Here is a 13,581-nt window from a genome sequence, read left to right as displayed (position 1 = left end):
TGCACAGTCATACGACATTGTTATTTGACATATCTCTACTAAATAAGCAATTCAGACAAAAACTACCATCGGCGATCGGATCCGGTAGACCGATCCGGGCGGGAGGTCGCGGCATCCGCCGCGGCTCACCAGGCCGGTTGCCCGGTATCACGGTGCGGTCCCAACAGGTCGAGCAGGCGCACGGCCCGGTTCCCGCCGGTGGCGAGCAGCGCCCGCAGCACCTCGCCGGTTCCGGCGGGCTCGCCCCGGCCCGCGGCCGGCAGGAACGCGGCGACCGGCGCGGCGTCCATGCCCAACTGTTCGCGGTGGGCATGGGCCACGGCCAGGACGTCGCGGTAACGCAACCCGGCATCCGCCAGCCGCCGTCCGCCGTCGTAACGGTGTGCGTACCGGGCGCTCAGCTCCGGATAGGCGGTGGCCACCTCGTGCGTGGCCAGCAGGGCGAGCAGCAGATGTTCGCTACGTGGGTGGCGGAACCCGGACCGGCGTGCCTGGTCGACCGCGTCCCGGCGCAACCAGTAGACCGGCTGCCGGGCGAGGTTGACCCGCATACGGTGCAGCAGCCAGCCGGACAGCCGGTCGGCCGGCGATTCGGCCGGACAACGGCGGCGGCCCAGCAGCGCGTCGCGGGTGGCGTGCAGCTCCACACCGACCCGGGCCACACGTTCCCTCGGTGCGGCACCACCCGACGCATTGGCCAGCCGGGCCGGGTCGACGGCGCACCAGGCGAGCAGTTCGGTCGCCCGGTTGGTGGTATCGGCGAGCAGCCCGTGCAGCACGTCACCGGGGCTGACGACCCGGCTACCGGTGTCGGCGGCGACGGACGCGGCGACGGCGAACGCCCGGCAGGCCGCCGCAGTGCCAGGACGCTGCCCGTGCCGGCCGGCCGGCACGCCCGCTGCCAGCGGCGTCGGCCCGGCCGACCCGACATGCCGGCCTCCGTCGTCGCTGTGCCAGTCGTCCGCGCGGTCCCGGAGCACGGCGAACGCAACCGTCGGGGTGAGATCCACCCGGTCCAGCGCCGCTGCGACCGGGCCGCCCGCCCGCAGCGTCAGCGCGCTGAGCAGGTGCTCGGTGCCGATCGGCCGGCCCGCGCCGCTGAGGCCGTACGCGGCCGCCAGCACTCCCGCGGTGCGCCGCTGAGCGGCCACGGCGGTCATCGGGCGGCTGCCGGAAGCACCGTCTCGGCGGTGTGCCGGTCGCGGTGCCCTGGCGAGGGCGGCAGGTCGGCTGGTCGGGTACCGGTATCGGCAACCCGCCGCACCCGTCCGCGCCCGGCCAGCCAGGACACCAGAGCCGCGTACCCGATGAGGACCGCGACGTCGACAGCGAGGAACTGCCAGGGCGCGTCGGCCGCCGTGTCGTTCAGGTCGAGTTGGCCGACGGCCGCCGCCAGCAGCATCCCGGCGAGGTTGTTGGTCACGTGCAGCGCGATCGCGGCCTCCAGGCCACCGGTACGTATCGTCAGCCAGCCGGTCACCAGCGCGAACACCAGCAGGTCGACGAAACCCCAGGTGGTTCCCCAACCGTGTGTCGCGGCGAACGGCACCGCTTGGACGGCCACGATCAACCAGGGACTACGCAGGTACGCCCCGAGAGCCTGCACCAGCCAGCCGCGGAACAGGTACTCCTCGGCCGCGGCCTGGATCGGCACCAGGACCGTCAGCAGCAGGGCGCTGCCCAGGAACGGGGCCAGACCGACCCAGCTCGGGCCGCCGGCGGGTCCACCGCCGGCATCGGCGTCGGCGGTGGTGAGGCTGATCAGCCCGTAGCCGCCGACCAGGAGCATCGCGACCGCCGGTGCGGCCAGCAGCAGGCATCGGCCGAGCCAGGACCAGCGCAGCCGGCCGGCGACCGACGACACCGTGCCAGGCCGGCGGCGCTGCACCAGTCGGGTGGTCACCAACACCGCCGGCAGGCCGGACCCGATGGCCAGCAGCACCAGGGCGACATCGGCGGATTCGGGCAGCACCGGAACCCCGGTGTCGCCCGTGGGCCGTCCGGCGACGAACGCGCCGGCCAGGAACAACCCGGTCAGGCAGAACTGCGCCAGCAGGAGCAGGACGAGCACCGTGACGGTGCCGACCGGTGGGCGCCACCAACGGTGCGCGCTGGTGCGGGCCAACCGGTGGTACGGCGTACCGGCGTCGGTGATCGGCGGCCGGGCGGACGCGGGTGGCGCGGTCACCGGGTCAGAAGGCGGGGTCATGGCATCGAGCGTGCCGGTGGCCAGCCGCGGTGGCATCGGCCCGGGGCACGAACCCGACCTATAACCATGGATAGGGGTCGGCTCCTCCCCGGCAGCTGATGTGCCCGGACACGGCGCTGGGCTCTAGAGTCTGCTTCGACATGTTCGGATGGCGTGACTGATGTTCGAATGGCGTGACTGGCCGCTGCCCGTGCTGCTGGCGTTCGGCCAGTTCGCGACGTGGCCCGGGATGACGCTGCTCGCCGGCGACCGGCCGCCGGCGGTGGCGGTCGCCGTCAGCGGCACGGCGACCGTGGTGGTCTCGGCCGCGCTGCTGTGGCGCCGGCCGCACCCGTATCGGTCGACCGCGGTGGCGGTGACCGCGCTGCGGTGCGCGATGGCGCTCGTACCGACCGGCGCGCTCACGGTGCTGAGCTTCGCGGAACTGATCGCGCTCTACTCGGTCGGTGCGCACCGGCGGCTCGGCGGCGCGGTGACCGTGACGGTGTTCGTCACGATCGGCAGCGCCGGCACCACGGTACTCGGTCACGGGTTGACCGGTGAGACATTGGGTGGGGTACTCGTCGACGTGCTCACGTTCCTGCTGGCGGTCGGGCTCGGCCGGGGCCGTCAGCGGTGGCGGACCGGCCGGCGGCGGGCGGCCGGGCACCTGGCGGCGGCCCGGGCCGCGCGCGAGCAGGCGGCGGCGCGGGAGCGGCATCGGCTCGCCTGCGAACTGCACGACGTCTCGGCCCACCATCTCACCGGGATCGTGGTCACCGTGAACGCCGCGCGACGGCTGGCGTGCCAGCGACCGGAACTGGTCGACGAGGCGTTGCGATTCGCCGCCGACGCGGCTCGTCAGACCTCCGGCACCCTGCGCCAGCTGGTCGGGGTGCTGCGGCACGGCGATCCGGTGGAGGCGGCGCTCGGCAGTCGGTTGACCGAGCTCGTGGACGGGTTCCGTCGACTCGGCACGCCGGTGACGTTGACCGCCGCCGGACCGGCCACCGACGTCGCCGGCGACCTGGTGTTCGCGTGTGTACGTGAGGCACTGACCAACGCGGTCCGCTACGCCCCCGGTGCCGCGGCCCGGGTCGGCACCGCCGTGCAGGGCGGCCACCTCGTGGTCACGGTGGTGAACGACCCGGGCCGCGGCGAGTCGGACGACGCGGTGACCGGTTCGGGCGGCGGGCTGGCCGGAATCCGGGCCCGGGCGCGGTCCTGTGGCGGCGAGCTCGACGCCGGTGCCACCCCCGCCGGGGGGTGGCAGGTGTGTCTGACGTTACCGGCGCCGGCCGGACCGGGTGCCGACCGCCGTACCACCGGGTACCGGGCAGAGCTGGCCGACGTGACGGTGGCTTTGCTCGCGACGACGATTCCGGTGGCCGCGGCAGTCCTGGACACGCAGACCCGTCGGGCGGCCGAGGTCGACCCACCAGCGGCGGCCGTGCTGGCGGTACTGGCGATGGTGCACGCGTCGCCACTGTTGTGGCGACGTCGGGCACCATGGTGGACGCTCGCGGCGACCGGCGCCGGCTGCCTGCTCTGGCCCGTCGCGCTGCACACCGAGCTGTTGCCGACCGAACTGCTGGCGGTGATGCTGCTGGGTCATCTGGCGGAGGTCGTCGCGGTATACACGGTGGCCAGCCGGACGTCGACGCGGACCAGTTGGCTGGCGGTGCCGGCCGCGGCGCTGGCGATCGGCGTTTCGGCGGCCGTCGGGTTCGCCGCCGATCCGGCCGTCGGCGCGCCGGCTGCCACACCAGCGCCGAGAGCTGCGCATCTGTTGGCCATCGGGCTCGTCGCGGTCGTGTTCGCGGTGCCCGCCGGGATGCTGCTCGCCGCCGTCTGGGTGGTCGGAACGGTGCTGCGGCGCCGTCGTGGCCGGGTGCTACGGGGCGAGCGCAGCGCTGTGCTCTCGGCCACCGTGGCGGCCGAGAGCATCGCCTACGCGGCACGCCGGCAGATCGCGACCAGGCTGAGCGAGGCGGTGCTGCCGCTGGCGGGCGAGGTGGCCCTGGTGGCCGACCGTCGCGACGACGGCGACCCGGCCGAGCACCTGGCGCTGGTGGCCGCCACGGCGCGGCAGGCCCTGGCCGCGATGCGGGACCTGCTGGTCGATCTGCGTGGCGAGACCGACGCCGAGCACCTGCCCGTGCCCACCGTGGCGGCGCTGGCCGCACTCTGCGCCGCGTACCGGGCGGCTGGCCGGCCCGTCGCCACGGACCTGCCGACCGAGCCGGTCGGCCTGCCGGCGGCGCTGGACGTGTCGGCGTACCGCCTGGTGGAGACCGCGCTGGCGGCCGGCGACACCGGCCCGGCCTGGGTCCGGCTGGCCGCGCCGCCGGGCGCCGGTGTCTATCTGCAAGTACGCGGGGTGCCGTCGGCCGTACGGGGGACACCGGCGGCGGTGCTGCGGGCCCGCACCGTCGCTCTCGGCGGCGAGTTCACCGCGCAGGCTGGTGGCACGGTGCAGATCTGGCTGCCGCAGCCGCCGTCACCGGTCGCCCGGGAGGTGACGTCATCGCGATCCGGGTGATGGTCGTGGACGACCAGCCGGTGGTCGCGGCCGGGTTCGCCGCCATCATCGACGCCGAGCCGGACCTGACCGTGGTCGGCACCGCGCCCGACGGTGCTGTGGCGGTAGCCACCGCCGGGCAGTTGTCGCCCGATGTCGTGGTGATGGACATCCGCATGCCCGGTGTGGACGGGTTGACCGCCACCCGGTTGCTGACCGCCCAGCCGGGACCGAAGGTACTCGTGCTGACCACCTTCGATCTTGATGCGTACGTCTACGCGGCGTTGCGCGCCGGGGCCTCGGGTTTCCTGCTCAAGGACGCCGAGCCAGCCCAACTGCTCACCGCGATCCGGGTGATCGCCGCTGGCGAGGCCCTGCTCGCCCCAGCGGTGACCGGGCGGCTCATCGAGGCGTTCGTGGCCGGCACCGACGGTGCCGCGCCGGCACCGCAACGGCGGGCGGAGCTGTCTGGCCTGACGCCACGGGAACGAGACGTGCTGCGGCTGATCGCCAGCGGGCTGTCCAACGCCGAGATCGGCACCTCGCTGGGCGTCGGTGTCGGCACGGTCAAGTCGCACGTGAACGCGTTGCTGGCCAAGCTGGGGGCGCGGGACCGGGTGCAGGCGACCATCGTCGCGTACGACGCCGGACTGGTCAGCCCGCAGCGCTGACCGTCCTCGGCCGCCCGTCGATCGATCGCCCTGCCGGCGTCCGGTCCGCAGCGCCGCCCGGTGCCGCCACCACGCCGGTAGCCATGCCCGGTTGTCACCGGCACGTCCAGGGCCGCCGCGGTCCACCGGTCATCGGGTCGGCAGCGGGATGCGCTGCTCAACCAGGTGTCCAAGATCAAAATCTCGTCGAGCCAGGCTCTTGACATCCCCACAGACTCGGGCGTAAACAAACCTGAAGCAAAACGAAACGGTGGTGAAACCACATGTACGCCGAGGAACGGCAGCAGGAGATCGTCCGGCTCGCCCGCGCTGACGGACGGGTCGACGTGACAGCGCTGGCCGAGACGCTGAACGTCACCGCCGAAACCATCCGGCGGGACCTCACCACGCTGGAGCGCGCCGGCGTGCTGCGTCGGGTGCACGGCGGCGCCATCCCGGTCGAGCGGATCGGCTTCGAACCGGCCCTGGCCACCCGCGACGCGGTGCTGATCACCGAGAAGGAGCGCATCGCCAAGGCCGCCCTGGCGGAGCTGCCGGAGGAGGGCGCGATCATCCTCGACGCCGGCACCACGACCGCCCGGCTGGCCGGGATACTGCCGAGCGACCGGGAGCTCACCGTGGTGGTCAACTCCCCGGTCCTGGCGACCACTCTCGGCGTGCGCAGCAATCTGAACGTCCTGCTGCTCGGCGGCCGGGTCCGCGGTCGGACCATCGCCACGGTCGACGACTGGGCGCTGCGCCCGCTCGCCGACATCTACGTCGACGTGGCCTTCCTCGGCACCAACGGCTGCTCGGTGGAACGGGGCCTGACCACTCCGGACCCGGCCGAAGCGGCGGTCAAGCGGGCGATGATCGGCGCCGCCCGCCGATCGATCGTGCTCGCCGACCACACCAAGATCGGCAATGACTATTTTGCCCGGTTCGGCCGACTCGCCGACATCGATCTGTTGATCACCGATATCGGGCTGAACGCCGACCTGGTCGCCGAGGTGGAGACGGCCGGACCCCGGGTGGTGCGGGCATGATCCTCACCCTCACCCTCAACCCGAGCCTCGACCGGGCCGTGGAGGTCGACGAACTGGTACGCGGTGAGGTCATCCGGGCCACCAGCGCGCACCTGGACCCGGGCGGCAAGGGCGTCAACGTGTCCCGGGCGCTGCTCGCCAACGGCGTCCCGTCGGTCGCGGTGCTGCCCTGCGGCGGTGACGAGGGCGGTCAGCTGGTCCGGCTGCTGGCCGACGAGGGCGTCGACGTGATCACCGTACCGATCGCGGGCCGTACCCGGTCCAACATCACCCTCGCCGAGCCGGACGGGACCGTCACCAAGGTCAACGAACCGGGGCCGAGCCTGAGCGTGGTCGAATTCGAGGCCGTCACCGCCCGGCTGCTCGACACCGCCGGTTCGGCCGACTGGGTGGTGCTGTGCGGCAGCCTGCCGCCGGGGCTCGCCGTCGACGCCTTCGCCCGGCTGTGCCGCCGCCTGGTCGACGCCGGATTGCGGCTCGCCGTGGACACCAGTGGGCCGCCGCTGCGCGCCGCGGCCGAGGCCGGCGCCGCGTTGGTCAAGCCGAACCGGGAGGAGCTGGGCGAGGTCGTCGGACGCCGGCTGGGCACTCTCGACGAGGTCGTGGCCGCCGCCCAACAGGTCCTCGCCTGGGGAGCCGACACAGTGCTGGCCAGCCTCGGGGCGGACGGAGCCGTCCTGGTGGACACCGCTGGCGTGCACACCGGCGACTCCCCGGTGCCACAGCCGCGCAGCACGGTCGGCGCCGGCGACGCGTTGCTGGCCGGATTCCTGGCCGCCGGCGCCCACGGGCCCGCTGCGCTGGCCGAGGGACTCGCCTGGGGAGCGGCGGCGGTCAGTCTGCCCGGAAGCAGGATGCCAGGGCCCGGCGACCTGCGCCGGCAAGCGGTACGCCTGCATCCCCGTCCCGACGACCTGCAGCAACTCGTCAATCAGAAATAGACCCGTCACCTCGATGGCCCAGTGCCGATCATCTACCCCTACCCCCGCACATAGAAGGAGCAGCAGACCATGGCCACCGACTACACACCACCGGTGCAAGGCACCGGGGTCAAGGCCTCCATCCAGCGGATCGGCGGATACCTCGCCGGCATGGTGATGCCCAACATCGGCGCCTTCATCGCCTGGGGTCTCATCACCGCCCTGTTCATCCCGACCGGCTGGATACCCAACGAGACCATGGCCCAGCTGGTCGACCCGATCATCTTCAGCCTGTTGCCGGTCCTGATCGGCTACACCGGCGGTCGTCTCGTCCACGGCCAGCGCGGTGCGGTGGTCGGCGCGGTCGCCACCGTCGGCATCATCGTCGGGGCCGACGTACCGATGTTCCTCGGCGCGATGATCATCGGTCCGCTCACCGCGTACCTGCTCAAGCTCTTCGACGACCTGATCGAGGAGAAGGTCCCGGCCGGCTTCGAGATGCTGATCAACAACTTCTCGGCCGGCATCATCGGTGGCGGTATGGCGCTGGTCGGTGTCTGGGTGATCGGCCCGGTGGTCCGCACCGTCACCGACGCGGCCGGCTCCGCGGTGGACTGGATGGTCACCCACAGCCTGCTGCCGTTCGTGTCGATCCTGGTCGAACCGGCCAAGGTGCTGTTCCTCAACAACGCCATCAACCACGGCGTGTTCGGCCCGCTCGGCGTCGCCGAGGCGGCCACCGACGGCAAGTCGATCCTGTTCATGATCGAGTCGAACCCCGGCCCGGGCCTCGGCCTGCTGACCGCGTTCCTGCTCTTCGGCCCCCGCCTGCTGCGGGCCAGCACCCCGGCGGCGATCATCATCCACTTCCTCGGCGGCATCCACGAGATCTACTTCCCGTACGTGCTGATGAAGCCGCGGCTGATCATCGCGATGATCGTAGGCGGTGCCTCCGGCGTGCTGACCTTCATGATCACCGGTGCCGGACTGGTCGCCACCCCGTCGCCCGGCAGCATCTTCGCCTACCTGGCAGTCACCCCCCGCGGTGGCTGGTTCGCCGTCCTGCTGGGGGTGGTCATCTCCGCCGCGGTGACCTTCGCCGTCGCGTCCGTGCTGCTCGGCTTCGGCCGCGGTGAAGGCGAGGAACCGGTCGACGAGGGCACCGGGCCGCAGGCCGCCACCGTGGAGGCGACCGCCACCACCGCCCCGGCCGGCACCCACGCCGTCCACTCCACCCGTCCCGCCGCTACGGAGGCATGATCCATGGCCACCATCAACGCCCAGGACATTCGCAAGGTCGTCGTCGCCTGCGACGCCGGCATGGGCAGCAGCGTCATGCTCGCCAGCCAGTTGCGCAAACAGCTGAAGAAGCAGCAGGTCACGGTCGAGCACACCCCGGTCAACTCGATCCCCGCCGACGCCGACGTGATCGTCTGTCACCAGGGACTCGCCGACCGGGCGCGCAGCAGCGCCCCGGGCAAGGTGATCGTCCCGGTGCAGATCTTCATCGGCGACCCGGCGGTCGCCCGGCTGGTCTCGACCGTGCAGACCGGCGGCCAGCTCAATGGCTGACCAGCCGCTGGAGCCCGGCGCTCTGCTCGAGCGCCGGGCCGTCCGGCTCGACGAGTCCGCCGGCGACCGGAGCGCGGCGATCCGTCGCTGCGGCGAGGTACTGGTGGAGATCGGTGCGGTGACCGACGAGTACGTCGCCGCGATGCTGCAACGCGAGCAGTCCGTCTCCACCTACGTCGGCGAGGGTGTCGCCATCCCGCACGGCACCCTGGCCAGCAAGGAGGCGGTACGCCGGGACGCACTCGCCGTGCTGCGCTTCCCCGACGGGGTCGACTGGGACGGCATGCCGGTGACCGTCTGCGTGGCCATCGCCGCCCGCGGCGACGGCCACGTCGAACTGCTCGCCGCCCTCGCCCAGATCCTGCTCGACCCCGACCAGGCCCGCGCGCTACGCGAGGCCGGCGAGATCGACGACGTACTCCGGCTGCTGGCGCCCGTGCGAGAGGAGAGCTCCACATGAAGGTCGTCCGGTTCCACTCCCCCGGCGACGTACGGATCGAGGAGGCGCCGCAGCCGCAGCCCGGTCCCGGCGACGTGTTGATCCGCGTCCGGGCCTGCTCCACCTGCGGCACCGACGTCAAGATCCGCAACTTCGGACACCACCACATCGCCCCACCCCGGGTGATGGGCCACGAGATCGCCGGCGAGGTGGCAGCCGTCGGCGTCGGGGTGGACGGCTGGCAACCCGGCGACCGGGTCCAGGTGATCGCCGCGATCCCGTGCGGGACCTGCGGCGAGTGCCGGCGGGGCCGGATGACGGTCTGCCCCAACCAGGAGTCGATGGGCTACCACTACGACGGTGGGTTCGCCGAACACATGGTAGTGCCGGCCAAGGTGCTGGCCGTCGACGGGCTCAACCGCATCCCGGAGCAGATCAGCTACGCCGAGGCCTCGGTCGCCGAGCCGCTCGCCTGCGTGCTCAACGGTCAGAACCTCGCCCGCGTCGGCACCGGTGACGACGTGGTCATCATGGGCTCCGGACCGATCGGCTGCCTGCACGTACGACTGGCCCGCTCGCGCGGTGCCGCCCGGGTGTTCCTGGTCGACGTCAATCAGGAACGTCTCGACCTCGCCGCCGGGCTGGTGCACCCCGACGCCACCGTCTGCGGTGCCAAGACCGACGTGATAGACGAGATCAAGAAGCTGACCGACGGACGCGGCGCGGACGTGGTGATCACCGCCACCGCCGCCGGCGTCGCCCAGGAACAGGCCCTGCAGATGGCCGCCCGGCAGGGCCGGATCAGCTTCTTCGGCGGGCTTCCCAAGGACAAGCCGATCATCGCCTGCGATTCCAACCTGGTGCACTACCGCGAGCTGACCATCGTCGGCGCGAACGGCTCGAGCCCAACGCACAACGCCGAGGCGCTCGCCCTGATCGCCAGCGGCGCGGTGCCGGTCGCCGACCTGATCACCCACCGGCTGCCGCTCGACCAGGCACTCGACGCCTTCGACGTGGTCGCCCGTGGCGAAGCCATCAAAGTCACCATCGAGCCCTGACCCCACCAGGGACAAGGAGGCGAACCATGCCCACCCGTACCGTCACCGTCGGTTCCGCCAGCGGCCTGCACGCCCGACCGGCCGCGTTGTTCGTCGCCGCCGCCGCCACCGCGGCGGTCCCGGTCACCATCCGCACCGCCGGCCGGCCGGCGGTGCCCGCCCGCAGCATGCTCTCGGTGCTGTCGCTCGGCGCCAAGCGAGGCACCGAGGTCACCCTGGAGGCCGAGGGCGACGGCGCCGAGAGCGCCCTCGACGACCTGGCCGCGCTGCTCGCCCGCGACCTCGACGCCGAACCGGACGCCCCGGCCGGGTCCGACGGTGCCGCCGGGACGACTGCCGCCAGCCATGGCTGAGCTGCTGACCGGCCTCGGGGTCAGCGCCGGGCTGGCCGCCGGACCGGTGCACCGGGTCGCGGCCGCGCCGCAGCTGCCCAGGCCGACGCCGGTGGCCGATCCCGCGGCCGAGGCGCAACGGGCGGTGGGAGCGTTGACCTCGGTCGCCGCCGAGCTTGCCCGTCGGGCCGAGGCGGCCACCGACCCGACGGCGGCGGAGATCCTGCGGGCCCAGGTGATGATGGCCGAGGACCCGGTGCTGCGGGAGGCGGTCACCGAGCGGGTCAAGTCCGGTACGGGTGCGCCGCACGCCATCGACGCCGCGCTCGCCGAGCACCGGGCCGCGTTCACCGCCGCCGGCGGCTACCTGGCCGAGCGGGTCGCCGACCTCGACGACCTGCGGGACCGGGCGGTCGCGGTGTGCCTGGGCGAACCGATGCCCGGCATACCGGATCCGGGTGAGCCCTTCATCCTCGGCGCCCGCGACCTCGCTCCCGCCGACACCGCCGGCCTGGATCCGGCCCGGGTGCTCGCACTGGTCACCGCCGATGGCGGGCCCACCAGCCACACCACCATCGTGGCCCGGGCGCTGGGCCTGCCGGCGGTGGTGCGCTGCCCCGGCATCCTCGACGTGCCGGACGGCACCCTGGTCACCCTGGACGGCGCCAGCGGTGACGTCACCATCGGTGTCGACGCCGGCACCGTCGCCGAAACCCGGCGACGGGAGCGGCGCCGCCGGGAGCGCCTGTCGGCGACCAGCGGTCCGGGACGCACCGCCGACGGGCACCCGGTGGCGTTGCTCGCCAACATCGGCTCGGCCGCCGATCTGGTCGACGACGCCGAAGGCGTCGGGCTGTTCCGCACCGAACTGCTCTACCTGGACCGCACCGAGCCGCCCGGTCTGGACGAGCAGGTGACCACGTACGCCGAGGTCTTCGCCGCCGCCGGGGGACGCAAGGTGGTGCTGCGTACGCTGGATGCCGGTGCCGACAAGCCACTGCCGTTCCTGCACGCCGGTGCCGAGCCCAATCCGGCGCTCGGGGTGCGCGGCCTGCGCACCGCGCGACGCCGCCCGGAGGTGCTGGCCACCCAGCTCGCCGCGATCGCCCAGGCGGCCGGCGCCACCGGCGCGGACGTGTGGGTGATGGCACCGATGGTGACCACCCCGGCCGAGGCGGCCGAGTTCGCCGGGCAGGCCCGGGCGCTGGGTTTACCCACCGCCGGCGCGATGGTGGAGGTGCCGGCCGCCGCGCTGCGGGCCGAGGTACTGCTGCGCCAGGTCGACTTCCTCAGCATCGGCACCAACGACCTTAGCCAGTACGCCTTCGCCGCGGACCGGCTCTGCGGCGACCTGGCCGACCTGCTCGACCCGTGGCAGCCGGTGCTGCTGGAGCTGATCGGCGGCTGTGCCCGGGCCGGGGTGGCCGCCGGCAAACCGGTCGGCGTCTGCGGCGAGGCGGCGGCCGACCCGGCACTCGCCGTGGTGCTGACCGGTCTCGGGGTGACCAGCCTGTCCATGTCCGCGCGGGCCATCCCGGCGGTCCGCTCCGCGCTGGCCGACCGCACCCTGGCCGAGTGCCAGCAGCTGGCCGCCGCCGCGCTGGCCGCCCCGGACGCGGCCGCCGCCCGCGCCGTCGCGGGCCAGCTCTCCGGCTGACGTCGCGGTCGGACGGCCGGGATCCGATGGTCGCCCGGCACAGCAGTGGTCACGGCGCAGTGGTCACGGCAGTGCGGCCAGCCCGGCGCGGTCCCACTGCTCGTCGAGGCCGAGGCCGCGCAGGTCGGCGAGCACGCCGCGCCGTTCCGCCTCGTACAGCCGCCAGATCACCCGTAGCCCCTGCAGGCTGCCCGGGCCGTCGGTCAGCGGCGTGCCGCCCTGGTCCAGGCAGTCGACGAAGTGCCGCAGCTCCCCGCCGAGGTGCTTGGAGTCGGCCGCGACACGGGTCAGCACCTCGGCGTCGGCCGGATCCGGGGACAGCCGGCCGGACAGCCCGCCACGCGGTGCCTCCCCGGGCCACGGCTTGTGGTGGTAGAGCACTCCGCCGGTCAGGTCGGCCTCGATCATGCCGCCCTCGCAGTGCGCGTGGATGGCGTACCCGTGCCGGGTGGCCCGCGCACCCCAGGTGCCGAAGTGGTAGCCGAGCGCGCCGCTGGCGAACTCGATGGTGGCGTTGCTGGTCCCCTCCATCTCCATCCACGGGGTACCCAGCCGGGTGCCGAGGTGAGTGCCGCGTACCGGCCGGCCGAGCATCCACAGCAGCAGGTCGACGTAGTGGCAGCCGTGGCTGAAGAACTGCCCGCCGCCGAGCCGGGCCGCCGAGCGGATCCAGTGCCCCGGTGGATGCTCGGTGTGCTGCTCGGTGTAGATGGACAGCTGGAACACCTCGCCGTACGCCTTCGAGGTGACCAGCTCGTGGACGATCGGCACCAGCGGATGGAACCGCAGCGGGTACGCGGTCATCAGGGTCACGCCCTGCTGCGCGGCGGTGTGGATCAGATCCAGACAGCCGGCCTCGCTGGTCGCCATCGGCTTTTCCATCAGCACGTGCTTGCCGGCGCGCAGGCAGCGCACCCCCATCTCATGGTGCAGGTCGTGCGGGGTGACCACCAGGCAGGCGTCGACGTCGTCGAGCAGTTCGGTGTAGTCGGTGACCGCGCGGCGGGCGCCGAGCACCTTCGCGGCGTGCTCGGCACGGTCGAGTACGACATCGGCGGTGCCGACCACCTCGACCCGGTCGCTGAGCTCGTCGAAGACCTGCTGGTGGGCATCTTCCATGTCGCCGCAGCCGATGACCGCCAGCCGATGTTTGGTCGTCACGTTCAGATCCTTTCCGATTGTCGAGGGTGGAGAAATC

13 protein-coding genes are annotated in these 13,581 nt (G+C 72.9%); 10 read left to right on the top strand and 3 right to left on the bottom strand.

Annotated features, from left to right (window positions below; genetic code table 11):
* Window positions 1–125: 125 nt before the first annotated feature.
* Together ACN27F_RS00690 and ACN27F_RS00685 are read right to left on the bottom strand one after the other, a co-directional pair.
* Window positions 126–1,160, bottom strand: coding sequence for a Clp protease N-terminal domain-containing protein (locus ACN27F_RS00690; RefSeq protein ID WP_421430595.1), 1,035 nt, complete (start codon window positions 1,158–1,160; stop codon window positions 126–128).
* Window positions 1,157–2,209 (bottom strand): CPBP family intramembrane glutamic endopeptidase, encoded by a 1,053-nt coding sequence (locus tag ACN27F_RS00685; RefSeq protein WP_421430594.1) that lies wholly within the window; start codon window positions 2,207–2,209, stop codon window positions 1,157–1,159. Before ACN27F_RS00685 ends, ACN27F_RS00690 begins: the two co-directional genes overlap by 4 nt.
* 160 nt (window positions 2,210–2,369) lie before the next feature.
* Here ACN27F_RS00685 and ACN27F_RS00680 point away from each other — a divergent pair, with 160 nt between their 5' ends.
* The 10 genes from ACN27F_RS00680 to ptsP all read left to right on the top strand — a co-directional run bounded on the left by ACN27F_RS00680 (window position 2,370) and on the right by ptsP (window position 12,383).
* On the top strand, window positions 2,370–4,730 hold the full coding sequence (locus ACN27F_RS00680) for a histidine kinase (protein WP_421430593.1): 2,361 nt from the start codon (window positions 2,370–2,372) through the stop codon (window positions 4,728–4,730).
* Window positions 4,730–5,380 (top strand): response regulator, encoded by a 651-nt coding sequence (locus ACN27F_RS00675; protein ID WP_421430592.1) that lies wholly within the window; start codon window positions 4,730–4,732, stop codon window positions 5,378–5,380. The genes ACN27F_RS00680 and ACN27F_RS00675 overlap by 1 nt, the downstream gene beginning before the upstream one ends.
* A gap of 263 nt (window positions 5,381–5,643) precedes the next feature.
* Window positions 5,644–6,405 (top strand): DeoR/GlpR family DNA-binding transcription regulator, encoded by a 762-nt coding sequence (locus ACN27F_RS00670; protein ID WP_421430591.1) that lies wholly within the window; start codon window positions 5,644–5,646, stop codon window positions 6,403–6,405.
* Window positions 6,402–7,346: a 1-phosphofructokinase gene (gene pfkB / locus ACN27F_RS00665; RefSeq protein ID WP_421430590.1), complete on the top strand. Its 945-nt coding sequence runs from the start codon at window positions 6,402–6,404 to the stop codon at window positions 7,344–7,346. The genes ACN27F_RS00670 and pfkB overlap by 4 nt, the downstream gene beginning before the upstream one ends.
* A gap of 69 nt (window positions 7,347–7,415) precedes the next feature.
* Window positions 7,416–8,585 (top strand): mannitol-specific PTS transporter subunit IIC, encoded by a 1,170-nt coding sequence (mtlA, locus tag ACN27F_RS00660; RefSeq protein ID WP_421430589.1) that lies wholly within the window; start codon window positions 7,416–7,418, stop codon window positions 8,583–8,585.
* 3 nt (window positions 8,586–8,588) lie between these two features.
* Window positions 8,589–8,897, top strand: coding sequence for a PTS lactose transporter subunit IIB (locus ACN27F_RS00655; RefSeq protein ID WP_421430588.1), 309 nt, complete (start codon window positions 8,589–8,591; stop codon window positions 8,895–8,897).
* On the top strand, window positions 8,890–9,357 hold the full coding sequence (locus ACN27F_RS00650; RefSeq protein WP_421430587.1) for a PTS sugar transporter subunit IIA: 468 nt from the start codon (window positions 8,890–8,892) through the stop codon (window positions 9,355–9,357). The genes ACN27F_RS00655 and ACN27F_RS00650 overlap by 8 nt, the downstream gene beginning before the upstream one ends.
* Window positions 9,354–10,394 (top strand): zinc-dependent dehydrogenase, encoded by a 1,041-nt coding sequence (locus tag ACN27F_RS00645; RefSeq protein ID WP_421430586.1) that lies wholly within the window; start codon window positions 9,354–9,356, stop codon window positions 10,392–10,394. The genes ACN27F_RS00650 and ACN27F_RS00645 overlap by 4 nt, the downstream gene beginning before the upstream one ends.
* A gap of 26 nt (window positions 10,395–10,420) precedes the next feature.
* Window positions 10,421–10,747, top strand: a complete 327-nt coding sequence (locus tag ACN27F_RS00640; protein ID WP_421430585.1) for an HPr family phosphocarrier protein — start codon at window positions 10,421–10,423, stop codon at window positions 10,745–10,747.
* Window positions 10,740–12,383, top strand: a complete 1,644-nt coding sequence (gene ptsP / locus ACN27F_RS00635; protein ID WP_421430584.1) for a phosphoenolpyruvate--protein phosphotransferase — start codon at window positions 10,740–10,742, stop codon at window positions 12,381–12,383. The genes ACN27F_RS00640 and ptsP overlap by 8 nt, the downstream gene beginning before the upstream one ends.
* A 63-nt stretch (window positions 12,384–12,446) precedes the next feature.
* Here ptsP and ACN27F_RS00630 read toward each other — a convergent pair whose 3' ends face one another.
* A complete protein-coding gene (locus ACN27F_RS00630; RefSeq protein WP_421430583.1) occupies window positions 12,447–13,544 on the bottom strand; it encodes a Gfo/Idh/MocA family oxidoreductase in 1,098 nt (365 codons plus the stop codon).
* Between the last annotated feature and the right edge of the window lie 37 nt (window positions 13,545–13,581).

The organism is Solwaraspora sp. WMMB335, assembly GCF_049179075.1.
Lineage (GTDB): Bacteria > Actinomycetota > Actinomycetes > Mycobacteriales > Micromonosporaceae > Micromonospora_E.
Note: the sequence above shows the minus strand (reverse complement) of the source record. Positions and strands in the feature narration are given on the sequence as shown.